The 23880-nt window shown below is 65.7% G+C and carries 23 protein-coding genes and 2 pseudogenes; 14 read left to right on the top strand and 11 right to left on the bottom strand.

From position 1 onward, the window contains the following. Both AC1DWT_RS27835 and AC1DWT_RS27840 read left to right on the top strand, forming a co-directional pair. A pseudogene (locus tag AC1DWT_RS27835) lies at positions 1-309 on the top strand (hypothetical protein); the annotation flags it as partial. Positions 310-438: 129 nt separating this feature from the next. Beyond that, positions 439-618, top strand: a pseudogene (locus AC1DWT_RS27840) (YidH family protein); the annotation flags it as partial. A gap of 186 nt (positions 619-804) precedes the next feature. Here AC1DWT_RS27840 and AC1DWT_RS27845 read toward each other — a convergent pair. The 8 genes from AC1DWT_RS27845 to AC1DWT_RS27880 form a co-directional block, all read right to left on the bottom strand. Then, the gene (locus tag AC1DWT_RS27845; RefSeq protein ID WP_477923097.1) at positions 805-1338 is read right to left on the bottom strand and encodes a hypothetical protein; all 534 of its coding nucleotides are present in this window, start codon (positions 1336-1338) and stop codon (positions 805-807) included. Positions 1339-2086: 748 nt separating this feature from the next. Beyond that, complete coding sequence (locus tag AC1DWT_RS27850) at positions 2087-2302, bottom strand: hypothetical protein (protein ID WP_477923100.1); 216 nt, start codon at positions 2300-2302, stop codon at positions 2087-2089. A 226-nt stretch (positions 2303-2528) separates the two neighbouring features. Then, positions 2529-4004 (bottom strand): sodium:solute symporter family protein, encoded by a 1476-nt coding sequence (locus tag AC1DWT_RS27855; protein WP_477923102.1) that lies wholly within the window; start codon positions 4002-4004, stop codon positions 2529-2531. 23 nt (positions 4005-4027) lie between these two features. After that, positions 4028-4900: a polysaccharide deacetylase family protein gene (locus tag AC1DWT_RS27860; RefSeq protein WP_477923104.1), complete on the bottom strand. Its 873-nt coding sequence runs from the start codon at positions 4898-4900 to the stop codon at positions 4028-4030. Positions 4901-4938: 38 nt separating this feature from the next. Continuing rightward, positions 4939-5916: an agmatinase gene (speB, locus tag AC1DWT_RS27865; protein WP_477923105.1), complete on the bottom strand. Its 978-nt coding sequence runs from the start codon at positions 5914-5916 to the stop codon at positions 4939-4941. Further along, positions 5904-6671 (bottom strand): SDR family NAD(P)-dependent oxidoreductase, encoded by a 768-nt coding sequence (locus AC1DWT_RS27870; protein ID WP_477923107.1) that lies wholly within the window; start codon positions 6669-6671, stop codon positions 5904-5906. The genes speB and AC1DWT_RS27870 overlap by 13 nt, the downstream gene beginning before the upstream one ends. Continuing rightward, positions 6671-7363, bottom strand: a complete 693-nt coding sequence (locus AC1DWT_RS27875) for an SDR family NAD(P)-dependent oxidoreductase (RefSeq protein ID WP_477923109.1) — start codon at positions 7361-7363, stop codon at positions 6671-6673. The genes AC1DWT_RS27870 and AC1DWT_RS27875 overlap by 1 nt, the downstream gene beginning before the upstream one ends. Beyond that, entirely contained in the window at positions 7360-8838 is a 1479-nt protein-coding gene (locus tag AC1DWT_RS27880) for an APC family permease (protein ID WP_477923111.1), read from the bottom strand. The genes AC1DWT_RS27875 and AC1DWT_RS27880 overlap by 4 nt, the downstream gene beginning before the upstream one ends. Positions 8839-8969: 131 nt before the next feature. Here AC1DWT_RS27880 and AC1DWT_RS27885 point away from each other — a divergent pair, with 131 nt between their 5' ends. Together AC1DWT_RS27885 and AC1DWT_RS27890 are read left to right on the top strand one after the other, a co-directional pair. Beyond that, positions 8970-10472: a helix-turn-helix domain-containing protein gene (locus AC1DWT_RS27885; protein WP_477923113.1), complete on the top strand. Its 1503-nt coding sequence runs from the start codon at positions 8970-8972 to the stop codon at positions 10470-10472. A 96-nt stretch (positions 10473-10568) separates the two neighbouring features. Next, positions 10569-12128 (top strand): PucR family transcriptional regulator, encoded by a 1560-nt coding sequence (locus tag AC1DWT_RS27890; RefSeq protein ID WP_477923166.1) that lies wholly within the window; start codon positions 10569-10571, stop codon positions 12126-12128. Positions 12129-12166: 38 nt separating this feature from the next. On the opposite strand, the gene kal is transcribed toward AC1DWT_RS27890, so the two are convergent. Both kal and AC1DWT_RS27900 read right to left on the bottom strand, forming a co-directional pair. Further along, positions 12167-12568, bottom strand: coding sequence for a 3-aminobutyryl-CoA ammonia lyase (gene kal, locus AC1DWT_RS27895; protein WP_477923115.1), 402 nt, complete (start codon positions 12566-12568; stop codon positions 12167-12169). A gap of 29 nt (positions 12569-12597) precedes the next feature. Beyond that, positions 12598-14643 carry an acetate--CoA ligase family protein gene (locus AC1DWT_RS27900; RefSeq protein ID WP_477923117.1) on the bottom strand — a complete coding sequence of 682 codons (2046 nt, stop codon included), beginning with the start codon at positions 14641-14643 and terminating at the stop codon, positions 12598-12600. 142 nt (positions 14644-14785) lie between these two features. Here AC1DWT_RS27900 and AC1DWT_RS27905 point away from each other — a divergent pair, with 142 nt between their 5' ends. Then, positions 14786-15784 (top strand): oxidoreductase, encoded by a 999-nt coding sequence (locus AC1DWT_RS27905; protein WP_477923119.1) that lies wholly within the window; start codon positions 14786-14788, stop codon positions 15782-15784. A 1159-nt stretch (positions 15785-16943) separates the two neighbouring features. Beyond that, positions 16944-17762 (top strand): SDR family NAD(P)-dependent oxidoreductase, encoded by an 819-nt coding sequence (locus tag AC1DWT_RS27910; RefSeq protein ID WP_477923121.1) that lies wholly within the window; start codon positions 16944-16946, stop codon positions 17760-17762. Between the two features lie 275 nt (positions 17763-18037). Here the strand turns inward: AC1DWT_RS27910 and AC1DWT_RS27915 are convergent, their stop codons facing one another. Continuing rightward, on the bottom strand, positions 18038-18466 hold the full coding sequence (locus tag AC1DWT_RS27915; RefSeq protein ID WP_477923123.1) for a hypothetical protein: 429 nt from the start codon (positions 18464-18466) through the stop codon (positions 18038-18040). Between the two features lie 464 nt (positions 18467-18930). Here AC1DWT_RS27915 and AC1DWT_RS27920 point away from each other — a divergent pair, with 464 nt between their 5' ends. From AC1DWT_RS27920 to AC1DWT_RS27955, 8 genes are all read left to right on the top strand, one after another. Beyond that, the gene (locus tag AC1DWT_RS27920; RefSeq protein ID WP_477923125.1) at positions 18931-19962 is read left to right on the top strand and encodes a hypothetical protein; all 1032 of its coding nucleotides are present in this window, start codon (positions 18931-18933) and stop codon (positions 19960-19962) included. Further along, on the top strand, positions 19955-20215 hold the full coding sequence (locus tag AC1DWT_RS27925; RefSeq protein WP_477923127.1) for a hypothetical protein: 261 nt from the start codon (positions 19955-19957) through the stop codon (positions 20213-20215). Before AC1DWT_RS27920 ends, AC1DWT_RS27925 begins: the two co-directional genes overlap by 8 nt. Continuing rightward, positions 20212-20733 (top strand): hypothetical protein, encoded by a 522-nt coding sequence (locus AC1DWT_RS27930; RefSeq protein WP_477923129.1) that lies wholly within the window; start codon positions 20212-20214, stop codon positions 20731-20733. Before AC1DWT_RS27925 ends, AC1DWT_RS27930 begins: the two co-directional genes overlap by 4 nt. A gap of 371 nt (positions 20734-21104) precedes the next feature. Continuing rightward, complete coding sequence (locus AC1DWT_RS27935; RefSeq protein ID WP_477923131.1) at positions 21105-21434, top strand: hypothetical protein; 330 nt, start codon at positions 21105-21107, stop codon at positions 21432-21434. A 175-nt stretch (positions 21435-21609) separates the two neighbouring features. Then, on the top strand, positions 21610-21930 hold the full coding sequence (locus tag AC1DWT_RS27940) for a hypothetical protein (RefSeq protein WP_477923133.1): 321 nt from the start codon (positions 21610-21612) through the stop codon (positions 21928-21930). Positions 21931-22221: 291 nt separating this feature from the next. After that, positions 22222-22494 (top strand): hypothetical protein, encoded by a 273-nt coding sequence (locus tag AC1DWT_RS27945; RefSeq protein WP_477923135.1) that lies wholly within the window; start codon positions 22222-22224, stop codon positions 22492-22494. A 5-nt stretch (positions 22495-22499) separates the two neighbouring features. Then, a complete protein-coding gene (locus AC1DWT_RS27950) occupies positions 22500-22853 on the top strand; it encodes a DUF6283 family protein (RefSeq protein WP_477923137.1) in 354 nt (117 codons plus the stop codon). A gap of 280 nt (positions 22854-23133) precedes the next feature. Continuing rightward, positions 23134-23328: a hypothetical protein gene (locus AC1DWT_RS27955; RefSeq protein ID WP_477923138.1), complete on the top strand. Its 195-nt coding sequence runs from the start codon at positions 23134-23136 to the stop codon at positions 23326-23328. The last annotated feature ends 552 nt before the right edge of the window (positions 23329-23880 follow it).

The raw sequence follows: 23880 nt of genomic DNA on the forward strand, positions 1-23880 counted from the left end.
GTGCTGCGGGTCAATTTGGATCCGCAAGAGGTGATGCGCGTCTACTTCTACAACCCCAACAACGACAGCGGACAGGACTGGGGTGACGGCGTCGTCGTGAGCACCGCAGGTCACGGCGAAAGATTCGGCGAATCTTCGCTACCGTTCGAGCAGTTTGCCTCCCGGCTGTACATATTCCACTTCGATCCACTGGAGCCAGGCGAAGTAGCTGGGGTCACCCGAGGCGAGCTCGATCGCGTGGTGGGGCACATCCACCGCAGTTGGGGTGCGGATCGGCTGCCGGAACTCGAGACACACGCAGACTGTTGACTCGACTTCACGCCGCAATCATGGTGCCGGTCCGGACGATGCCCGGGCGTGCACGGATCAGCCTCTTTGGCGTGCGCTCACCGGCCTGCTGACGCCGTGTCTGTTCTCGAGTTAGGTTCGTGCGGGCAGATGGCGACCCGAGCCTTCCGCGTGGGTACAGATCCGGATCCACGTTTCACCCTCGCGAACGAGCGGACGTTTCTGGCCTGGATCCGGACGTCGCTAGGGCTTCTCGCGGCCGCCGTAGGGTTCCAAGCCTTTGGGGCCGAGTTGGTCGGCCCGACGGTCCAGACGGTGCTGGTGATAGGAATGCTCGCGGGTTCCGCGGCGCTCAGCGTCTTCGCCTACGCGCGCTGGCACAAGGTCGAGGGTGCGCTGCGCACGGTGACGCATGGTCCGAGCAGGAGGATCGATGTCGCATCTGCTGGCGGTGCGGGGCGGCGGCACCCACAGTTCGGTGGGCCCCGCCGAGTCCGCCGGCTCGGGCAGGTGAGCTCAACTGCCGAAAAGGGTGCCTAGTTCGCTGAGGTCGGGGACGAGTGCGGCGGCGGGTGGTGCGGGGTCGACGCTGGGCACGGTGACGACGGTGGAGGCTTGTTGCACGGTGTAGGCGGTCATCGGGAACTGGACCAGGTATTGCTCGATGCCGGGGTAGTTGGAGACCCACATGGCGGGGTCGGTGCCTTCGCGTCCGCAGGAGGCGAGGGCGACGTAGGAGCCGTCGGGGACGTCGGTGACCGATTGGGTTGTGGTGCCGGGTGGTATGGCGTCCTGCTGGTATAGGGACTGCCCGCTGCGCATGATGTCGTCGAGCGGTGGGAGTACGCCGCCGGGTGCGGCGGCGAGGGAGGTGGTGCAGCCGATGGTGGCGCCGGTGTTGTTGGTGATTGTGTTGGTCACGGTCGATCCGGTGACGCTGAAGGCGTAGGTGACATCGGTGGCTTCGGCCGCTGATGCCGGTGCGGCGGTTGCGATGGCGAGGGGGATGGCCGCGGCGGCGAGGAGTGTGGTGCGGGCGGTCGTGCGCATGTGGTGGTCCTGTTCGTCGGGTGGGTGGTGCTGGGTGCATCGTGCAGGAAAAACCGACTGATTGGCATTGTTTTGGTGACATCGGGTCGACTTCGTACCCGAGGGCTCCGCGTGCATCGGTGAGGGCACGCCCTGAGCGGAAGGGTGGTGATCGCGGCGGTGGTGCCGTTCGGTGTAGATGGCGGTGCGTCGGAGACCGGTTCGGATGCTTCCACACCGCCCCACAGTGTCATGCAGACGCGTCGACTGTGGGGCGTGCGCTCGGCGCCTGGGCGCGTCGGTGAGGGGCGTGTCGGTGTGGTGAGGCACGATCATGATGGGCCGGGGCTCAATGATGCGGGGTGTGGTGGGTGGCGTCGAGTGATGGTGGGTGGCGGGTTCCACCGGGGTGGTGGCGGCGTGCGGAAGTGTTCCGGGGGCGCAGCCCCAAGCGGGCGGTGACCCTGGATCCGAGTGCGTCGGCAACGGTTGATGCGTTGATCGCTCGGGCGGGTGTGGAGTTCGAGCGCACCATCGCGCATCCGGCGACTCCGGAGGATCTCGCGGCCGCCGGCCGGTCCTTTCTGGAAGGCCGGGCGCGGGGGGACGGTGCGGTCGATGTGTTGGGCGCTGCGGTGGCCTGGATGGTCCTCACGGATCAACCCGAAAATGCTTTCAAAGTCACATTTTTGGATGAACTGGTGGCCCGATACGGTGCGGCGTCGGCGGCGGAGGCTGCCGTGGTGGTGGCCGGGTTGCGGACCCGGTTTCACCGGCCGGGACCGGGGGAGCCGATGGTGGCGATCAGGTCGGTGGAGCGGCGACCGGTCGAGGATCTGCTCAATGTGCATGTCTTCGAGCCGCACAGCCGGCTGCGGGACTTGCTCGCCGTGTCGACCGACAGCGAATACGCGGCGGCGGTTTCTGCGTTGGGCCGGATCGCATACGCGGAGGAGTGGCGTCGGTGCCGAATGAGCGTCGCCACTGAATGTATGTCGTACGACTATGAGCTCGCTATATGCACGAGAGTGGGCGACGAGAGTGGGACAGTGGCCCACTTCCGACGCTGTCTGATCGCCACGGAGCTGGTCGCGGCCGCAGGTCGTGGAGAGCGGTCGCGACCAGCTGGGTGTTGGGTGCGAGACCGGTCAGATGCCTGTCGAACCCGAACATTGTTGGCTCAAGACGTATTCGGTTGCATCTTGTCGGCGTTAGACGGTGGCGGGTTCGTCCGGCTCGCTTGGTTCTTTCGGGCGTCCTGTCGTCCGGCGGGTCCATTCCTGCAGGACATCGTCGGATGTCGATGCGGTTGTGAGGCTGACGATGATGAATGTCATCAGTGAGGTGCCGAGGCCGTAGTAGACGGGTTCGGTCGCGAGAATGTCGCCGATGATGAGCATTGAGGCGACCGTTGCTATGGCGCCGACAAGCATGGAGGCGAGTGCGGCGGTGCCGGTTGCTCGTTTCCAGACCAGTCCGCCGAGGATGGGAACCAGCAGTCCGCCGACCAGGATGTCGTAGGCGATGGTGATGGCGGCGACGACGTCCCTGATCATTGCTGCGAGGACGATGGCGATGATCCCGGTGGTGAGGACGTACAGGCGGTTTCCTCGTACGTCTGCTTCCGGGTCGATGTCGGAGGTCTGCGTTGGTTGTGTCTTGAACAGCGAGCGTAGGAGTGGGGCGATGTCCTGGCGGCAGACTGTCGCGGTTGCGATGAGCGCCCCTGAGGCGGTCGACATCATCGCGGCGACGGCGGCGGCGAGGACTAGTCCGCTGATGCCGACGGGCAGGATGGTGTTCGCGATATCGGCATATACGTCATCGGAGGCTTCGATTCCGGGGAGCAGGGCTGCGCCGGCGGTTCCGATGAGCGCACCGGCGACGCCGTAGAGGAGGCAGTAGAAGCCTGCGGCGGTGCCGCCCCATTGGGCGACTTGCGGTGAGCGTGCGGTGAAGACACGCTGCCAGATGTCTTGTCCGATGAGGATTCCGAATGTGTAGACGACGAAGTAGGTAACGATGGTGGCCCCGCCGATGGTCCCGAGGTCGAAGGCTTGGGTGCCGAGTCGGTCGACGATGCCGTCGTATCCTCCGGCTTTGTTCCAGGTGATCGGCAGCATGAGGGCGAAGATGCCCAGGGTCTTGACGACGAATTGCACCATATCGGTGAGGGTGATGGCCCACATACCTCCGAGGGAGGAGTAGCAGACGACGATGGCCCCGCCGAGAATGACCGAATAGATCTGTCCGAAGCCGAACAGGACCGAGAAGATCGTCGAATAGGCGATGGTGGAACTGACGGTGAGCATCAGGGTGTAGGCGGCCATCACGATCCCGGAGGCGCCGGCGCCGTCGATTCCGTAGCGCAGTTTCAGCATTCCGGCGACCGTGTAGACGCGCAGTCTCTGGATGCGGGGAGCGAAGACCAGGCTCAGTATCAGGACGCCCACCGAGATGGACACGACGAGCCACATTCCCGAGATTCCGTATTTGTAGCCGAGTCCCACGCCGCCGACCGTCGATGCTCCGCCGATGACCACGGCGCCCATGGTGCTGGTGTAGAGGACGGGGCCGAGCCGTCTACCTGCGACCAGATAGTCGGATGAGTTGTGGGAGCGCCGCTTGCCCCACCAGCCGAACGCCAGCATGGCGCCCAAATAGATGACGATGATTGCTATGTCCACAAGATTCCCGTCGTGTGTCGGTGTCAGAAGTCGTTTGGATCGGGCCGCGCGATCGAGCGTGGCGTGAGTTCGAGTCCTCTGATGTGTGAGGCGATGGCGCTCATGGACGTAAGCCAGACGTCTTCCTGGGAACTCACGTGCTGAATCAGTTCCTCGAGCACCAAGGCTCGGGACGGCCGGCCGGACAGGAAGGGGTGGTTGGTGAGGATGAAGCATCCTCCGACCGAACGGATCCCTTCGAACTCGAGCCCCCAGATCTCGGCGGCCTTGCGTGGGCTTTCGATCAGGCCCGAACCGGAGAAGTCCGGGATGTAGCAGTACTGTTCCCAGTCGTCGAGGGCCCACTGAATCGGGATCTCGACGAGACTGCGGCCTCCGGTCACTGCGAGCTCGTAGGGATACTCGGCGTCCATGAGGCTGCTGTCGTAGAGAAAGCCACGATCGGCGAGCAGCCCGGGGGAGTGCCAGTTCAACTCCCACATCGGGGCCCGATACCCGACCGGGCGGTGCCCGGTGACGGTCTCGAGGGCATCGAGGCCGCGATCGAGGATCGCGGCCTCTTCCTGCGCGGTGAGGCCGGCCATCGATTCGTGCAGGTAGCCGTGGTGGGCGATCTCGTGACCGGCATCGGCGATCGCGCGAACGACATCCGGATACCGGTGGGCGGTGTACCCCGGGACGAAGAAGGTCGAGGTGACCTCGTGCCGGCGGAGCAGGTCGAGGATGCGGGGTACGCCGACGAGGGGTCCGTAGGCCTGATGGGACATCGCGGTCATGCGGTCCGCGTGCTGAATGGACACACCGAGTAGGGCTGATTCGGCGTCCACGTCGAAGGTGAAGCAGGCCGCGGCCTGCTTACCGTGGGGCCACTGGACGGAGGCGGCGGGTGTGGTCATGTCTTAACGATTCTGTGCTCCCGGTGAAGCATTGGTGCTCACGACTTCTTCGCCAGCAGGGAGGTGAACTCGTATGCGAGGTTGGCCGCGGCGACCCCGGTGATTTCGGCGTGGTCGTATGCGGGGGAGACCTCGACGATGTCGGCGCCGACCAGGTTGAGTCCGTCGAAGCCGCGGACGATGTCGAGCAGTTCGCGGCTGGTCATCCCGCCGGCCTCGGGGGTTCCGGTTGCGGGGGCGTGCGCGGGGTCGAGGACGTCGATGTCGATGGACACGTACAGCGGTGTCTCACCGATGGTCTGGCGGAGTTGGTCGATGATGTCGTCGATCGGCCGGCGGGTGAATTCTCGGCAGTGCACGATCTGGAAGCCGAGTTCGGCATCGGATGCGAGATCGTTCGGTGAGTACAGGGACCCGCGGATGCCGACGTGGGCGCTGTGGCCGTAGACGAACAGACCGTCCTCGGCGGCGCGGCGGAACGGGGTCCCATGGGTCAAAGGTGTCTCGAAGTAGGTGTCCCAGGTATCGAGGTGCGCGTCGAAGTGGACGAGTGCGACCGGGCCGTGCACCCGGTTGACGGCCTTGAGCAGGGGGTACGCGATGGTGTGATCACCGCCGAGGGTGACCAGTGTGGCACCGTCCTTGATGAGCTCGTAGGCGCTGGTTTCGATCTGGGCGACGGCGGTGTCGATGTCGAAGGGGTTGAACGCGATGTCGCCGGCGTCGACGACCTGCTGGTGTGCGAACGGCTCGACATCGAGGGCAGGGTTGTAGGGGCGCAGCAGGCGGGAGGACTGGCGGATGTGTGCGGGGCCGAACCGGGCACCGGGGCGGTACGTCACCCCGGTGTCGAAGGGGACACCGACGACCGCGACGTCGTAGCGGGGGACGTCCTCGATCCGGGGGAGCCGGGCGAAGGTCGCATGACCCGCGTAGCGGGGGACGATGAGTCCATCGACCTGCCCAACCGGCGCGGTGGTCTGAGTGTTGGCGGAGTTGTTGGTCACGCTCGGCATCGGGTTGTTCCTCCATTGATCTGAATTGTCTGGCCGACGTAGGCGCCGATCTCTTTGTGCGCCAGAAGTGCGACAGCAGCCGCGATTTCGTCGGGTCGGCCGATGCGGCCGACGGGGATGTCGTGGGCGTACTGGTCGTGCATGTCGGCGAGGGTCATGTTGGCGTCGGCGGCGTCGACTTCGAGTTGGGGGGTGTCGATGACACCGGGTGCGACGGCGTTGACGGTGATGTTCTCGGGGGCGAGTTCACGTCCGAGGGATTTGGTGAGGGCGATCAGCCCCGACTTCGACGCGGCGTACGCGGTGGCGCGTGGCCATCCGGTGACCCCCCATTCGGAGGTGACGATGACGATGTTGCCGCGGCCGCGCCGGCGCATGCCGGGCAGTACGGCCTGAATGGTGTGGAAGGTACCGGTGAGGTTCGTCTCGACGATCTTCCACCAGTCTTCTTCGGGGTGTTCGCCGAGTGCGCCCATGGACATGTAGGCGGCATTGCAGACCAGGATGTCGACGGACCCTTCGCTGCGTTCTATCGCGGCCACCGCGGACCGGATGGTGGCGGGGTCCGACATATCGGCGGGCACGGGGAACCCGTTGATCTGTTCGACGACGGCTTTCATGCTCGCGTTCTCGCTGCGGCCGTTGACACCGACTCGCGCTCCATCGGCGGCGAGGCGTTGCGCGATGGAGCGGCCGATGCCCTGGGTGGCGCCGGTGACGAGTGCTATCCGCCCCTGCTGGTGCTGAGTTTTCATCAGATCACGGCTCCGCTGTTGGGGGACAACACTTCTCCGGTGCAGAAGTCGGCTTCCTCGAGGAGGAACTGGACGGTGCGGGCCACTTCGTCGGGCCGGCACAACCGCCGGGCCGGAAGGGTGGCGAGATATTCCATTGCCCGCCACGGCGAATCGGGTGCCAGCATCGGTGTGTCGGTGGGGCCAGGGGCGATCGAGTTGACCCGCACTCCGGCCGGTGCGACTTCGGCGGCCAGGCTGCGCACGAAACCGATGACCGCGCCCTTGGCGGCGGCGTAATGAGATTCGCCGTCGCCACCCCCGATCGCGAGTTCGGACGAGATCGCGACGATCGATCCGTGTCCGCGGTCGAGCATCTGCGGTAACACCGCATGGGCGGCGTTGCGCAGGCCGCCCAGGTGTACTCGGAGCATCCTGTTCCAGGCGTCGCCGGTGATGTCCGAGACGGGGGCGGTGGAGTAGTGGCCGGCGGCGGTGACCAGGGCGTCGATCAGGCCGACGTCACGTTGTACCGATCTGATCGCCTGCGTGACGCTCTCGGAATCGGAGACGTCGGCGACGACGTGATAGCTGGTGTGCGGGGTCGGCACGAGGTCCAGGCCGGCGACCGTCCAGCCGTGGTCGGCCAGTGTGGTGGCGACGGCGGCGCCGATGCCGGACGCAGCGCCGGTGACCACTGCGATGCGGGTCATTGCGGTTCCTTTCCGGTAGTGCTCGTGATGCGGTCTCCGACCGGTCCGATGATGCGGTCTTTGACCTTGAGGTAGACCACGGCGCCGATCAGGCCGAGCCCCACCGCGGTGATCAGCATGCTCCAGTTGATGTACCAGGGCTGACCGGGCTGGGTGCGCGGCCACACCACGTTGATCGTCTGGAAGATGATCCACACCGCGGCGAAGTACGTCACCGGCGCGCTCGCCCGGCCGAGAGTGAATCGCCCCGGGGACCACTTGCCGGTCAGGTGTGCGAGGGCGGCCCCGATGACCGGGATGCCGAACGCGATGTAGAAGCCGATCACGGTGAAGTTGACGAGAATGTTGTAGAAGCTCGATCCGGCCAACAGAACCAGTAGAGCTGCCACGAGGGCGGTCAGACCGATCGCGTTGATCGGCATCCGTTCCGGCCCAGCGAGTTTGCCGAGTACCGAGGATCCGGGAAGTCCGCGGTCGCGGGCCGCTCCCCAGATGCACCGGGAGACCGCCGCCTGGACCGCAAGGAAGCTGGAGACGAATCCGATGACGAACATGATCAGCAGCGGCTTGGCCACGCCCGATCCGAGGTGCGCGAGAAGGGTCGATGCCACCGGATCGCTCGACTGTTCGGCGAGCACCTGGTTCAGATTCGGAATCGCCAGAATCAGTGCTGCGCTGGAGAACATCACGATCAGGCCCACACTGAGCAGGCCGAGGATGATCGCCTTGGGCACATTGCGTTCCGGGTCGTCGACTTCCTCGGCGATCGAGCCGGCGGATTCGAACCCGACGAACGCGAAGCCGGCGTAGGCGATGGCCAGCAGCATCGGTCCCGACGCCCAAGCGCCGCCGTTCGGTAGCCCCTCGAACAGCGTCGAGAAGGGGTTCTCCCGGTAGAACACGAGCAGGACGATGCCGAGACCGACCGATCCGACGACCTCGCAGATGATGCTGGCGATGATCATGACCTTGAGAATCTGCCGGCCGATCATGTTGGTTGCGGTACCGATCGCGATGATCGCCACCGCCAGCGTGGTGGTCATCCACCGGCTGGGATGTGCGACCCCGAAAACCTCGATGATGAATCCGGCGGCGGCGTAGGCGAGGGTGGACAGGGCGATGGTCAGACCCCACATGTAGGCCCACGCCGCTGTCCAGCCCCAGGTGGTGCTGCGGACATGTCGCGCCCACTGATAGACGCTGCCGGCGTACGGCCATCGCGACGACAGTTCACCGAAGACGGCCGCGACGGCGAGCTGACCGACCAGCACGATCGGGAACGCCCAAAAGAATTGTGGTCCCGCGGCGAACAGGCCGAGGGTGAAGATCGCGTACAACGCGACGATGGGAGAAACGTCGGCGAAGGCGAGCGACAGTGCGGAACGGAAGTTGAATCCGCGGTTGAGTTGTTCGCTCTCGGGTGGGTTAGAGGAGCGGGCGTGATGCACGGCAATCTCCGGATTGTCCAATTCCATGGTGGTGCTCCTCACAAAAAATCCTGGTGAGGCCCAACTATGGTCCCTGAACAACCAGGGGTGAATACTCAAAGAGTATAAATTTGACGATCTTATTTAGATGATGATCCAACTCGGTAGGAGAAATGCTCATGAGCCTGAGCGTGGGCGATCTGCTGGACACACCGCACCTGCGCCTCGAGCTGCAGGCCGGCCGGGAGGGCATCGGCAACCGGGTGACGTGGGCGCAGACCTCGGACCTGGACAGGCCGTGGGAATGGATGAYCGGCGGCGAACTACTCATGAAGAACGGCCGCACCCTGCCATCAACCCCGGCCGACCAGGTCGCCCTCCTCGAAGGCCTGGTCGCCAACGGAATCAGCGGTCTCGTGCTCGGGATCGACCCCGCGACACCGCCCTTGGACCCGGCGGCCGCCGCGGCGGCGGACTCGCTGCCCCTCCCCGTCATCTTCGCCCCCTATTCGGTGGGATTTGCCGCAATCGGGAGGGCCGTCGCCGACGCCACTACCGCGGACGAGGGCCGTCGGATGGCGGTCACCGAACGGGTCTACACCATGATCCGCAGATCAGTCACCCAACCGGCGCGAGACGGGGCGCTCACGCAACTCGCCCGCGATCTCGCGTGCAAGCTCGCCGTCCTCGACGCAGAAACCGGGCGCCCGGTTCTCGACGGCACCGATGCAATACCCGACGGGCTCCGAGACGCGCTGCTGACGGAAGTGCGCCGACGCGACGGCGCCCTCCCCGGGGTCGTTCATCTCGAAGTCGCAGGCACGAGAGCGCAGGTGGTGGAAGTTCCCGACGAAGAGCCCACCGTGCTGCTGACCTACGCCCACCGCGCCGCCGCCCCCGATATCGCGCTCCTCCAGCACATCGCCACCGCAGCGGCCGTCCTGCTCGCCCAACGCGGCATCCGCCGCGAACACGAGCGGCGGATCGGTGGGGAACTGTTGGCGCATCTGCTCGACAACCGGCTCGACGAGGACGACGCACTCCGCCAGCTCTCCGAGCGCAACCTCGTCGCGGACGACTGCGTCCTCGTTGCCGCCCGAGGCGGAAGCGAGACCGGGGAGCAGCACGTCCATCTCAGCCTCGACCGGCGCCGAATTCCCAACCTCCTACTCAAACGGTCCAGCCTGCTCTACGCACTCCTTCCCGCCTCCGAAGACGCGATCAGCGTGCTGCACCGCCGCCTGGGCCCGGATACGGCAATCGGCATCAGCGACCCGCTCAGCTCACCGGCCCGGGCCGCGGCAGCGGTTCGCGAAGCGAACTGGGCGGTGCGCGACGCCGCGAACGCTCCCAGCCGGCTCAGCAAGTACGCGGACGTCACCTTGTTGTCGGTCCTGCGAGATACCGAAGAAGCGCAGGTCGTGGTGGACCGTGTCCTGGGCCAACTGTTGCGCTACGATGCCGAACACGGAAGTGATCTGACGAAAACCCTCGACATCTTCCTCACCCATGACCGTTCCTGGCAGCAAGCCGCCGCCGCAACAGGAGTCCACCGCCAAACCGTGGTCTACCGAATGCGTCGGGTGGAGGAGATCACCGGACGCAACCTCTCCGCCACGGCGCACATCACCGAGCTGTGGCTGGCACTGCGGGCACGTGACCTGCTGAGTACACCCGGCTGAGAAACACAACCGGCCGATCCGGGCCCGCAACCCGATCGCCGCCGACACCCATCTGGAGCCCCGACCGTGCTGCCCACCATTGAACAGATCATCAAAATGCCGGTCGTGCAGTCAGGGCGCCCCGAAGTTGCTGCCGGCAAAAGGCACTTACACCGCACGGTGCGGTGGGTCCATGTGAGCGAGCTCGCGGACATCGCGCAGATGCTGCAGGGCGGGGAACTGATTTTGACCACCGGTATCGCCCTCGCGGACACCGAAGAAGAACTGCGTGAGTACGTCGCGGCTCTGGCCACCGCCGGGGCCAGTGGTCTGATCATCGAGCTCGGCCGACGTTTCACCACCCCACCGACCAGCCTGATCCGCGCCTGCACGCGCCAGCAGCTCCCACTGATCGTGCTCCACCGGCCTGTCGAGTTCGTCCGCCTCACCGAGGCGGTCCATACCCAGATCCTGCACGAGCAGATGGCGGCACTGCAGTTGTCCGAACGCGCCCACGCCACCTTCACCGCACTATCGGTCGAGGGCGCGAGCGTGACCGACATCGTCCGGGAAGCCGCGCACATGGTCGGGGCACCAGTCGTCTTCGAGGACCTGATGCGCCGCGTGCTGGCCTACGAACCGGCGGGCCAACCCGTCGATATGTTGCTGCAACGGTGGGATGTGCGCTCTCGTGCGGCGCAATCACGCTCGAGAACGGCGGTCTGTGGACCCGAGGAGTGGGCGGTCACCTCCGTCGAGGCCAACGGCGACGTCTTCGGCAGACTGATCATGCTGCCCGCGCACCGGGCCACGTGCGAGGAGATGAGGATCCTCGAACGCGCGGCCACCGCCTTGACCCTCAACCGTGTCCTCGAACGCGACGGCACCGCCATCGAAATTCACGCCCAGCGATCGATTCTGACCGACCTTATCGATGGCCGGTACCGAAGTGAAGGCGAAATACACTCACGCGCAGCATCTCTGGGTATATCTCTCGGCAAGCGAGCGTTGGTCGCGGTCGTGGTCGACGGACTCGCACACCCCGGGGACGGCGCGACCGGTGACCGGCTGCAGACAGTGGCACGAGCACTCGAGGCGACGGGCATCGTCGGCTTGCTGACCACGTTGTCCAACGGCACCGTCGGAATCCTGATCGCCCTCGACACGGCCGGACAGACACCGGCGACGGTCACCAGGCTGGCCACCCAGCTGCGACTATTGTCGCCGCAGAAGCCACCGCTGATCGGCATGGCCGAGCCGATCACCGGACTCGATGCCGTCCGCGGCGCCTTCTCCGAGGCCCTGCACATCGCCGCAGCTGCGCGCGCACACCCCGAGGACAAGCTGTACTTCCAGCTACCTGACATCAGACTGCGGGGATTGATCTACACATTCGCCGACGACCCCCGGCTCCAGGCGTTCGTCGAACGCACCCTGTCCCCGCTCCTCGAGTTCGATGCACGGCATCGCACCGACCTCACCGCGGTGCTGCGGGTCTACCTCGAACACCGTGCCAACAAAACCGAGGCCGCGCGGGCGGCGCGCCTGTCACGCCAATCGTTCTACGAACGCCTGGCCACCATCGAGAGGATCCTCGAGGTCGACCTCGGATCCGGTGAGGTGTGCACCTCGCTGCACGCCGCCCTGATGGGCTGGGAGTCGCGACAGCACCTTTAGGTGGGACAGGACACGCCGACGCCGCCCGGCTATGCCGATTACTGGGCCCGCGAATGTTCCTTCGGGATCACCGTGGTCCCCGTTGCGCGGACCACGACGACCGGCTCGTCGAGTACGTCGGCGGCGCTGGGAGCGAGATCGTACCGCGATGCGATGATCTTTCGGGCCTCGAACTCCACGGTGCGGCTGGTGTTTCCGATCTTCACCACACGCCCGGTGGCTTCGATGAAGTCCCCGGCGTAGACCGGGGCCAGGAACTCGACCGAGGAGTAGCCGACGAACAGGCCTTCGTCTCCGTCGGTGATCACTGCGATCTCGGTGATGATGTCGCCGAACAACTTCAGCATCCGCGCACCCTCGACGAGGTTACCGCCGTAATGCGCCTCCTCCTGTCCGATGCGCACCCGCAGTGTCGAGGTGATTTCCTTGTTCTTGCTCATGGTGATTGTTCCTTTCTCGGTGAATGCGCTCACGCGCGTTCGATGACGGCGTCGACCGCGGTCGCATGATCGCGGCCGACGATGAGGGGGTTGATGTCGATACTGAGGATGTTCGGGTGCGCGAGGGCTAGGTCGCTGACCGCGCGGAGCGCAATCAGGACACCGTGCCGGTACAGCGCGCCTCCGCGTGCGGCGTCCATCATGTTGCCGACGGTCGACTCGTCGAGGAGACGGGCCGCTGTCTTCTCGTCAACGGGGCCGACGTGCACGGCGGCGTCGTTGTGGAACTCCGTCCACACCCCGCCGATGCCTACCACGATCGTGGGCCCGAAGACACGGTCACGCTTGTACCCGACGATCACCTCGAGCTCACCCCGAATCTGTTCGACGACCAGAAAATTGAGGTTCAAATCGGGATTCTTTGCGATCATCTCGGCTGCGGCCTGCTCGACATCGACCGGGCTGATCGTGACCAAACCGCGCTCTGTTTTGTGGGTGATGTTCGGGGCGATTCCCTTCAGGACGATCGGGGTGGACAAGACGCGGGCGGCGGTGGCGGCCTCAGCGGGGTTGTCGACGCGCAGCCGGCGTGGAGTCGTCACACCCATCGACGCGAAAAGGCCGAGGGCCTGGTCCTCGGTGACCGCCAAGCCCGGGGGCAGGTCGGGGACGACCAGGGGGCGCTGCCAGGTGCTCTCCGCGACATCCTGGACCCCGGTTGCCAGTTTCGCCAACGCGGACAGTCCCGGACGTGCCCCACGCATCAGCGGAATCGCCGCCTTACGGCAGTACTCGACCAACACCGGATCGATCTCGTCGCTGACCGGGCTCAGCAGTACCGGAAACTTTCCCTGCCCGGAGTCGGTGTCGTGCAGGTACTGAGCCAGAGCGAGCCCGAGCTCACGTTCATGCGGACCGGACGCGCGGTGTTGGTCCATCGCGACCAGCAAGATGTCACCGGGTTCCCGCGCGGCGTGGTGGATCGCGGTGGGGTAGATGTTCGTGTAGTCGTCAGCGCCCCAGGGGTCGAGTGGGTTGCGGACCCCGAGAAATGGCCACCGTTCCCGCAGCGCTTTCACTGCGGCCGAGCTCATCAGCGGCAACTGCAGTCCTACCGTATCCGCGATGTCGGCGATGAGATTGCCCTCGCCCCCGGAGTTCGTCACCACGTGGGTGCGGCGTCCCCGAGGCCGACCGCGGTCGGCCCCGAGCAGCTCACCGAAGGCCATGAGTTCGTCGAGGTCGTCGGCAATCAACGCACCCGCCTGACGGAACGCCGCGGTCGTGAGCCGAGCCCCTGCCGCCAGCTTCCCCGAGTGCGCAGTCACGCCTTCGGTGGCGGTGTCCGAATGCCCGACGATGCAGACGGCGAGAGTTTTGCCCGCCTCACTCAGCCGGCGGGCAGCGGCAAGGGTTCGTGTGGCGTCGGTGAGTGTTTCGATGAACGCGAGGACCGATGACGTATGGACGTCTTCGGTGAAGAAGTCGAGGTAGTCGGCCAACCCGGTCACTGCCTCACTGCCCGACGACACCGCGGTCGACAACGGCACCCGGCCGCCGGCATTGACGAATGCTTCGATGATCGCGCCACTTTGTGCCACCACCGCGACAGTGCCACGACGAACGTCCGAGGTGACCGTTCCGACATAGGGTGCCGCCCGGGTGACGAGGTCGAGAACGCCCATGCAATTGGGACCCACCACCTCGAATTCGTACTCACGACGCAGCGCGGCCAACCCGTCGGAGACGGCGAGGGCATCGGCGCCGGAGTCGGTGTAGCCGGCTCCGGGGATGACGAATCCGCAGACGCCGACCTCGAGGCCTTCCCGAACGATGGGAAGGATCCGGTCGGTGCGAACCTGCACGACCGCGAGGTCCGGGGTCTTGTCCATCGCGCTCAGCGACGGCACGCCTGCAAGTCCGGCGACCTCACTGTGGTTCTGCGCCACGGGAATGAGCGCCCCGGTGTACCCCAGTTCGAGGCAGTTCCGCAATGCGACACTGCCGATGAACGAGCGAGGGGAGGCGCCCACCACCGCGATCGATTGAGGCCGCAAAAGTCTGTCCAGAAGCATGGGATCACTGTGCGAGCTGACAGGTGAGCTCCACCACTGACAATGTGTCCCCAGATGAGCGAAGCCCCGGACGATCTGTTCATTCCCGAACCCGTCGGCCGCTGTGAGACTGCCAGTAATCCCCAGAACTACAGGAGATCTCATGGCAGTTACTGACTCATTCCGTGCATTCGTCGTTCATCACGCCGACGGTCACACCACCAGAGAGGTTCGCGACCTGCGCCTCGACGACCTCGGGGCGGGCGACGTGGTCATCCGAGTCGCCTGGTCGAGCGTGAACTACAAGGACGGCCTCGCCAGTTCGGCGAACGGCAAGGTCGCGCGCCTCGACACGTTGATTCCCGGAATCGATCTTGCTGGCACGGTGGTGGATCCAGGATCGTCGGGCCTCGACATCGGTACCGAGGTCATCGTGCACGGATACGACCTCGGCGTGGCGCACAGTGGTGGCTACAGTCAGTTCGCCCGCGTACCGGCGGACTGGATCGTGCCCCTACCCGAAGACCTCACGGCACGCCAGGCGATGAGCCTGGGAACCGCCGGCTTCACTGCAGCGCTCAGTGTCCGCGCGCTCGAAGTGCAGGGTCTGCAACCCGGCAACGGACCGGTCCTCGTCACCGGTGCCACCGGCGGCGTCGGTAGCGTCGCGGTGAACATTCTCGCCGCAAAGGGCTACGAGGTCGCGGCCTCGACGGGCAAGGAGGACGGCGCGGCCTGGCTGACCAAACTCGGCGCCACCGAGGTACTCACCCGCGCCGAAACGTCGGTGATCGACAAGCCTCTGCAACGCGAACGATGGGCCGGGGCGATCGATTGCGTCGGTGGCAACACCTTGGCCTACGTACTGAGCAGCCTCAAGTACGACGCCAGCGTCGCTGCGTCAGGAAACACCGGCGGGGTCAAGCTTCCGACCACGGTCTTTCCCTTCATCTTGCGCGGGGTCAGTCTGATCGGAATCGACTCCGTTCAGTGCCCGATCGGACTGCGTCGGACCGTGTGGCAGCAACTCGGCACGGACCTGCGCCCGGGCAACCTCGACGTCCTCGGCACCTCGGAGATCACCCTGAAAGAGCTGTCGGGAGCACTCGACAACATCCTCGACGGGGAAACGCAGGGGCGAACACTCGTCTACCTCGACTGACAACCGCGAGGAAGTATTACGCCGAGGGGAGGGTGTGCGATGCACACCCTCCCCTCGGCGTTCCGGCTTTGCTGTGTCCCAGACGAAAAAGTCCGGCGACGATTTCCGCCCGGTGCCGATGGGCCATGTGCCGGACGACGAGCTCCTTTCGTGCACACCACAGCGTGGTCGCCCCTTTTCGGGTGAGGGTTGCGGCGTTGTAGAGATGCACCCGCATATCGAACTTCACCAGCGCGGAACAGATTGCCCGCCTGCGGGAATCGCGTTCGGATTTGAAATGCAGGCGCTCTGCCCCATTTCAATCGCAGTTAGTTGAGAACCTTCCATGCATGCGCCAGAGACCGCGGATCGGCGATGACGGCGGCCACCATGATGCTGCGGCGACGGTGTTCTCATCGACGAACACCTGCACGCCCACCTGAACCGTGTCCTCTGACAAGTGTCCCCGCGGTGGCTGGAGCAGCACAGGGCCGTCAACGCCCTGCGGTCATGATCATTCGGGGTGCCTGGCCGCGGTAGGCGTGGCACCGATCACGCGATTCGAGCACGAACTGACGGCAGTCCGGCAAATGTTCACTCTGCCTCGTCTCGGATTCGCGGATGTGGTGCTGTTGTCGATCCCCGATCCACAGCAGCTGCTGCGGCAACGCAGAGGGGACCTCTCTCGGCGGCGCCGTCATTTCGACCTGCATGCTCGCCTCGCCGCACCGCTGGCCGAATGGTATGCAGCGGTGGATCGACTCGACGCGGGCCGCGTCATTCTCGCGCTCGACACTGCCACGCTGCCTCCGTCGCGCTCGAGCCGCCACGAGAGGGACCCGCATTGTGACGCACCCGCACAGCCATCGACACGAACCTGTCCSGTACCGCAGGGGCGAACCGTTGTCTTTCGCTGCCGAGACCGTTCGACGCGTCCTGGTCCGTCGATGCGGTGGTCAACACTTGCCGGCGCACTGGCTAGAGGCGAGGTGAGATCGGCTCGCGAGCATGGTGAGGCCTGAGTTTGCGAATCGCATATGGTCACATTGTGCTTCGGGGTCGAGCGCAACGGTCCGGGACCGACGTCGGAGGATGTGCATGCACAGCCTTCCCCATACTTATCTTCTGGTGTCGATCGTGGGGATTGCTATCTGGACCCATGAGCGGGAGGGGAAGTTGGGTGAGTTACTTCGGGGGTCGTGTCGTCGCGGTGACGGGTGCCGGCGCCGGGATCGGTCGTGAGCTTGCCGTGCAGCTCGCTCGGGCGGGAGCGCGGTTGGCTCTCTCGGATCTGGACGGTTCGGCGGTGAAGGACACGGTGGATCTGTGTGGTGCAGTGTCGGGTTCGGTTTTCGCCGCCGGAGTGGATGTGTCGGACAGGGACGCGGTGCTGGAGCACGCTGCGGAGGTCGGGGACAGGTTCGGCCGGGTCGATGCGGTGTTCAACAACGCCGGGATCCTGTTCGCGGGTGATGTCGTGGATTCGGAGTTCGCGGATATCGAGCGGGTGATGTCGGTCGATTTCTGGGGAGTGGTGCATGGAACGAAGGCATTCTTACCGTATGTGATGCGGTCCGATCGTGGGCATGTGGTGAACACGTCGTCGGCGTTCGGTCTCATGGCTGCGCCGGGGTATTCGGCGTACAACGCTGCGAAGTTCGCGGTGCGTGGGTTCACGGAGTCGCTGCGCCAAGAGATGCAGGTCGGTGGCCACCCGGTGAAGGTGACGTGTGTCGTTCCCGGCGGCATCCGCACCTCGATCGCTCGCACGGCCGGTCATGCGGTGGGCGTCGATGGTGACGCGGTTGCACGGTCGTTCGAGGAACATATCGCCAGAACGGATCCCGGCAAGGCGGCACGGGTGATCCTGCAGGGCGTGGAACGGGGCAAGGCGCGGGTATTGGTGGGCCCGGATGCTCGGGTGGTCGATGTGGTGACCAGGATGCTCGGGCCGGCGTATCAACGATTGTTGCCGGCGGCGAAGCGTCTCCAGAAATGAGGTGTCCACCCACAACCTCGGAGACTGTTCGCCTGTGAATCTGGTCGCGCCGAGGAAGCCGACACGCACCCCTCGCGGCGGGCTCCACCGGCCGGGGAGCAGCTGCCGCGCGATATCCACGGCCATGAGCCGCCAGTTGCCCGCTGGCGGCTACCCGCGGCTCTCTCTGATCATCGCATTCGCTCTCGTTGGAGCGGCGATCGGTTGGCTCACGGGGCTTCTCGTAGCCCACCGACCGTGGGTGGTGTTTCGCAGGCACCTGAGAGGGCCCGGTGTCAACGAGGGAAGAGGTGTTCGGTCAGTTGTCCCAGGGCGCCCTCATCCAGGCGGGGGAGGATGTCCATCCACACGCGCAGTGGTGGCCGCCCGATCACGGGTACGTCGACGAAGACGAGAGAGCGCTGCGGCGAGGACCAGTCGCGCATGTCGAGTGTCGAGCACCCGGGGACCGGTTCGAAGCCGCTGGTGCACACCACGCTCACCCCGGGCTCGACGGGAGTCAGAACGCGGGTTCCGCGGACGTCGGGGTTCCAGAAGCCGGCGTCCTGCGGACCGAGCACGTCGTGGACGAACACGAGGGAGCCGCGAGGAATCGGCGGGGTGGCGGGGTCGGCGCCGGCGGGAGCTGCGCCGATCAGAACCGTTGCAGCGGCCAGCACGAGAGCGGCGCCGGTACGCCGTCCGGAGGGAATCGGCAGGGCCATGTCGGGCTCCTTGGTCAAGGGGACGTGCGTAAACGTGTGCTCACGTTAGCGGTTGTCCCGCATCGAGTTTCCGCTTCGCGTGGTTGACCGGTCGAGAGTGTTCCTGCGGCGGAGGGGCTCGGGCCATGCACTTCTGGATCTGGAAGCGTCGTGGAGGCGTTGCGCGGGCTGGTATCCGGGTTTACGTCACAGTTATGGGGGCTGTGTAGTTGCCGACGGCTCCTGTCATGGTCAGGGCGGTGGTGCATTCGACGCCGGCCGCAGGGGACGAGTTCAGGCGCCGCGGCTGAGGGCTGCGCGAAGGAGTGGGTATGGGTACCGGCAGAGGGGCCGGCGTTGATTCGTGGTGGATGGCTGGGGTGTGCGCATATGCAGGATGCGGGTATCGCTTTGTACAAACTTAAGTACTCGATGGTATTTTAGTTTGTATTCGCAGCTTAGCGGGGTGGGCAAAGGTGGTGGGTGTGGATCGGGCGGATCGTTTGTTGTCGGGTGCGTTGCTGTTGTTGCGTCGTGCCGAGGTTCGGGTCGTCTCGGGTGGGCCGACTGATCTGGATCTGGTTTTGCCTGGTGGGGGGACGGTGGCGGTGAGGGTCAAGGTGTTTGGGAGGCCGCCGACCCCGAGCATTGTCGAGGGGCTGCGTGATGGGAATCGCGAGGACCGGTTTCTGCTTGTCATGCCGCGCGCGACGTCGTATTTGCGGGACCTCGCGGCGGAGGGGGTGGTGGATTTGGTGGCGGTCGAGGAGGGGCGTGTGATCATCTGGGGTGTCGACCACACCGCGGCGGCGTCGACCGAGGCCGGGTCTGGGGAGGGGCCTTTGCGGCGTGGTCGTCGGCCGTGGACGCGGTGGGCGGTTGAACGGTTGCTGTTGTTGGCCGAGCAGCCGTTGACGCAGGTCGAGCTGGCCGCGGTTTTGCAGGTTACGCAGCAGTCGGTCTCGCATGTGTTGCGGGGTCATCGGTTCGCGACGCGCACCGACCGTGGGTGGGTGATCGGGCAGCGTGCCGACGCGCTCGATGGGTTGCTCGCGGAGTATCCGGGTCCCGGGGGTGTGTCGACGTACTGGTACGGACTCGATCCTGCGGTGCGGCAGGCGGAGGCGGCCGCAACCTGGTGCGCTGAAAGCAATGTGGGGTGTGTGCTGACCGGTGATGTGGCCGCGGATGTGTACGCGCCGTGGCGGTTACCGGCGATGGCCGGGCTGTACAGCAGTGAGTTGTTGGACTTCACGCCGGCCGGTTTCACCCCGGCCGCCGATGCGGAGTACACACTGGTGGTCACGGTGCCGGCGGACCGGACCCTGTGGCGCACCGCGGCCGCGGCGGCACAACCGACGGCGCGTGTCGATCCGACCGCGGTCGACGCAGTGCCCCCGGCGCGGGTCGATCCGATCATCGCGTTACACGATGTGCTCGCCAGCCCGGGCCCGGACGCGGCGGAGGCCGCCGAGCACCTGCGCGAAGCGATCCTGGACGGAGCCTGGCGTGGCTGACGTCGTCGTTCGGATCGATGCCGCCTCCAACGCGGCGGACCTGGGATTGCGGGCGCTGGCGGATCTCGCTGCCGCCGCCTGCGGGCAGGACTACCGCATCATCGGCGGTCACATGGTGCACATTCTCAGCCACGTGTATCCCACCGAGGCGGCGGTGGCGCGGGTGACGGCGGACGCGGATGCGGGCATGGACGCCGTCGTCGCTGGTGGCGCGGACCTGCATTCGAACCTTCTCGCGCGCGTCGGCGGGTGAAGAGCAATCACTATCAGGCCCCGTCCGGCGACGACACACCCCTGGTCGTAGATCTCCTGGTGCCGCTGACGACCGGTCGGCGCATGGACACCGTGTACGTCGGGGAACATGGTTTCGATGCCCTTCCGGGGCTGAGTCTGGCGTTGGCCGCCCCGCCGGTCGAGGTGTCGGTCCACGCGCGCCTGCACCGGGGAGACACGCTGGCCTTCGATGCGCTGATTCCCGACCTCGAGGCCGTAGTCGTTCTGAAGGCTCTTGCGTGGCACAGTCGTTCCGCGGCAAAGGATGTCGGCGATCTCTGCTCGCTCATGGCGATCGTGCACGAGCACAAGGCGCGACTGACAGGATGGAAGCTCGATGCTGCGCAGAGCGGAACACGCGGGGACGCTGCACGGGCGTTGTATGTCCTGGTGGCGATGATCGATCGGCAGCAAAGGATCGAGGGACTGACGATGCCGGCCGCGCGATTGGGAGCGCTGGTTCGAGCCCACATACGCGAGCCCATACCCGGTCGGTAACGCACTGTATTTGACTGGGTGTTCGGTCGAAGCGCTGCTGTCAGTGCACAATGCCGCGAGCCAGTGCCTCTCGTCGGCATCGCGTTTCGCCTTGAGATACGTCGACTAGCCTCGCGGTACATACAGATCGCGGCCCGGCGTGGCTGCGCGCTCAGAGCTCGGCCGCGCTGAGGTCGTGTTCACCCTGTGTTGGCGGTACCTGGGTGCTCCATCGGTGGTCGAGGCGCCCCGCGCCCGCCGCGGCGCATGGCCGCTGACGGCCCTGCCAGGCGCGTCGGCACCGCATGATGTCGGCCACGGTCGCTACGCTTGTAGTCGGCGCTCGACGAGGGCGGTAGCGATGGGTGACGGTCACTTTGTCCACGCCGGTCGTGAACACGTCCGGCACCACCGGACCGATTGCGAACGGAGGGATTGACATCAATAAGCTCAACAAGGACTTCTATCTTTCCGAGATGGCGCGTGCCAGTGCGAAGGCTCGGAAGGTGCTGCGTGTGCAGTGGGCGTTCCTCGGCGCGGCCTGCGTCTGTGTGGGGCTTCTCGTCGTGTTCGGCGGGTGGTGGTGGCTTCTGGCGATCGTCTTCGCGGTGGGGACGCTTGTTCTGGCGATCTTTCAGCTTCGCTACGTGAGGGAGTCGAGGAAGGCGTCCCGGGCGTTCGATGCGTTCGATTCGACGCCCTCGCAACGCCCGGAGGGCTGAAAGCCGATTTCCCTCGATGGTGAACGCGGGCAGGCAGGGGAGTCGTAGTGGTGGTGACGCCGCACGGGCGGGCGTTGCGACGGGCGGACCGCATCTTCCGCAGTCTTCGTCGGCGATGGGGTGTGTCTGCCGCGTCGCAGGGGCAATGTGTAGCGATGATTGATACACTTGGCGGGTGGAGCCTGATGTGAGCGTTGACCGCGACGAAATCGCTGATCTGCTGGAAGCGCTCGACGGTGCGAACCTGTCTGACATCGCCGACGCGTTCCTCGACGCCGGGTATCGCAAACCCCGCACCATTGCCTCGGCCGAAGAACTCGACACTCTGCCCAACGGTGCTGTGATTCTGTCTGAGCAGGGCGGCGTGTGGGAGCGACAGGAAGACGACTCGACTGAGTTGCTGTTCTGGGTCGAAGCGACGCAGGGACAGGGGGATCCGCAGTTCTCGGAGGGGATCGCCCTGCCGGCTACCGTGATTCATCTTCCGAAGGCATGACGGCTCAGCGGCGTGGTGTGATTCCGGATGCCGAGCGGGAGCGGATTCTCGTGGCGTTGGAATCGCGTGGTGCTGCTGAGGTGGAGTTGCGGGCTGCTGTGGTGGCGGGTCTGCTTGCGGGTGGTTCGGTGCGCGAGGTGGCTGGGGTGACGGGGATGTCTACGAACACCATTCAGCGGTGGGGACATGAGGGGGGTTGGCCGTCGACCGAGTAGAAGGCTGCACGCTTGTCCGTCGTGATCTCAGGAAGCGCAGGACTATGTCGCCCATTCTCCAAGATAAGGAACTTCAGTGAACGTGAACGAACCCACGGGACGGGTCGGTAACCGGTCGTATTGGATTCTGCGTGACGGGAACATCGACGTGTCGGCGTATACGCGGCAGGTGCGGGATCAGCGGGGAATGAGCACCGTCCCGGCGTATGTCGGCATCTACACTCAGGAGGGGGCTCTCGGTCAGCTCACTCCGGCGTTCGCGCGCCGGTTGGCGGAGGTTCTGAATGCGGCGGCGGACGCGGCCGAGGCGGCTGAGGCAGTCGACGGGGTGGCGTCGTCGGATGGGTGACGGATGTGAGACCCGCGGTGGGTTACCGCATCGGCGCCGCCCGTGCGCGGAGTGCCCGTGGCGGTCGCGACGTGGCGCCCGGAAGGTTCGGCCGCGAGAGGTTTGACGCGCTCGCCGCCACGTCCGGTAGTCCCGGCCGCGAGGTGGAGGTCGGGGGTGCGATGTTCGCCTGCCACAAGTCGCCCGAGGGCGCCGAGGAGGCGTGTGCGGGGTGGCTGGCCGTCGCGGGAGCCGAGCACCTCGGGGTTCGGCTCGCGGTGGTGCAGGGCCGGCTCGATCCTTCGACGTTGGCTCCGCAGGAGGGGTGGCCGGCATTGTTCGACTCGTATGCGGAGATGACCGAGACACAGCCCGGATAGCTCGGGCGGCGGGTGTGTACCGCGAAGGGACCGGAACCGGGCCGGCGTGCCGGTTCCGGAGTTTTCTGGTCGTGATCGTTCACGTTGTGCTGGTGCGGCAAGCCGCTCGGACCGGAATGGCTCTCGTGGGATGTCGGAGCCGCCCTGTGGGCTGTGCCGGGGATCGGCTGAGTGTGGCTGTCGAAGCCGGGCGATCGTAAATGCCTGCGGCTGTGGGTGATCCGGGAATTGGTGGTGGTGCCAGTGCTGGGCATCCTGCGTGCCTGTTTGAATACGGTGGGTGCGGTGGCGTCGATCGGATGTGCTGTTCGCGCGGGTGGCGGGCGGACGAAACGAACCCGCGCTGATGCTGATCGGCGGGCGAACAGCACCGGCACTGACGGTGGTGCGCTCGGCATCACTCGATGTCGACGGGTGGGCACGGGATTCGGTGATCGCTTCGCTCCTCGACGACTTCAATGTGATGTCGGGGTAGTCGGCAGTGCTGCCGTGGCAGGTGGGAGTGACCCCACCTGCCGTAATCGGTGGTCGGGCCTTGTCCAATAGTGGGCGCGGGCGGTGGCGCTGGTCGGCCGTGATGGTCTGATCAGACGGCGATGTCACCACAGGGAGACAGCGGTGGCGTTGGTGGAGCCGGCGCGTCGGGTAGGGGATGTGTCGACTTTGATGTCGTCGTGGGGGAGTGTGAGCCCGTGGGTGGGGGCTGGTCCTGGTGGGGTGGTGCATCTGGGGCGTAGTCGATGATCGTCCGTTGCGCCGGCTACGCCGCGGCGTTTCTCGTTGCCGGCACTGCTGCACGGTCGGTTGCGGATGCGTGGGCATCCTGTCGGCGGATTGTTCGGCGATGTGCTGGGTGAGGTCGCGGGAGCTGACGGGTTTCGCGGTGGTGCGGTGCCCGGCTTCCCCGGCGGCGCTCGGCGAGCCGGTGGGTGTGGATGGGCTCGCCCGTTCGGGTGCTCGATATGGGGTTGCTGTTGAGCCTTGGACCTTTTCGTATTGGTTGCCCGGCCTGTTGCCGTTCCCTGAT

This window comes from Rhodococcus sp. P4_B6 (assembly GCF_056402215.1).

What these genes read in the sequence shown, in the direction of transcription:
- AC1DWT_RS27915 (WP_477923123.1), bottom strand. Translation starts at nt 18,466, where the DNA reads ATGGCCCTGCCGATTCCCTCCGGACGGCGTACCGGCGCCGCTCTCGTG.
- AC1DWT_RS27900 (WP_477923117.1), bottom strand. Translation starts at nt 14,643, where the DNA reads ATGCTTCTGGACAGACTTTTGCGGCCTCAATCGATCGCGGTGGTGGGC.
- AC1DWT_RS27890 (WP_477923166.1), top strand. Translation starts at nt 10,569, where the DNA reads ATGCCGGTCGTGCAGTCAGGGCGCCCCGAAGTTGCTGCCGGCAAAAGG.
- AC1DWT_RS27905 (WP_477923119.1), top strand. Translation starts at nt 14,786, where the DNA reads ATGGCAGTTACTGACTCATTCCGTGCATTCGTCGTTCATCACGCCGAC.
- AC1DWT_RS27875 (WP_477923109.1), bottom strand. Translation starts at nt 7,363, where the DNA reads ATGACCCGCATCGCAGTGGTCACCGGCGCTGCGTCCGGCATCGGCGCC.
- AC1DWT_RS27845 (WP_477923097.1), bottom strand. Translation starts at nt 1,338, where the DNA reads ATGCGCACGACCGCCCGCACCACACTCCTCGCCGCCGCGGCCATCCCC.
- AC1DWT_RS27870 (WP_477923107.1), bottom strand. Translation starts at nt 6,671, where the DNA reads ATGAAAACTCAGCACCAGCAGGGGCGGATAGCACTCGTCACCGGCGCC.
- kal (WP_477923115.1), bottom strand. Translation starts at nt 12,568, where the DNA reads ATGAGCAAGAACAAGGAAATCACCTCGACACTGCGGGTGCGCATCGGA.
- speB (WP_477923105.1), bottom strand. Translation starts at nt 5,916, where the DNA reads ATGCCGAGCGTGACCAACAACTCCGCCAACACTCAGACCACCGCGCCG.
- AC1DWT_RS27880 (WP_477923111.1), bottom strand. Translation starts at nt 8,838, where the DNA reads ATGGAATTGGACAATCCGGAGATTGCCGTGCATCACGCCCGCTCCTCT.
- AC1DWT_RS27860 (WP_477923104.1), bottom strand. Translation starts at nt 4,900, where the DNA reads ATGACCACACCCGCCGCCTCCGTCCAGTGGCCCCACGGTAAGCAGGCC.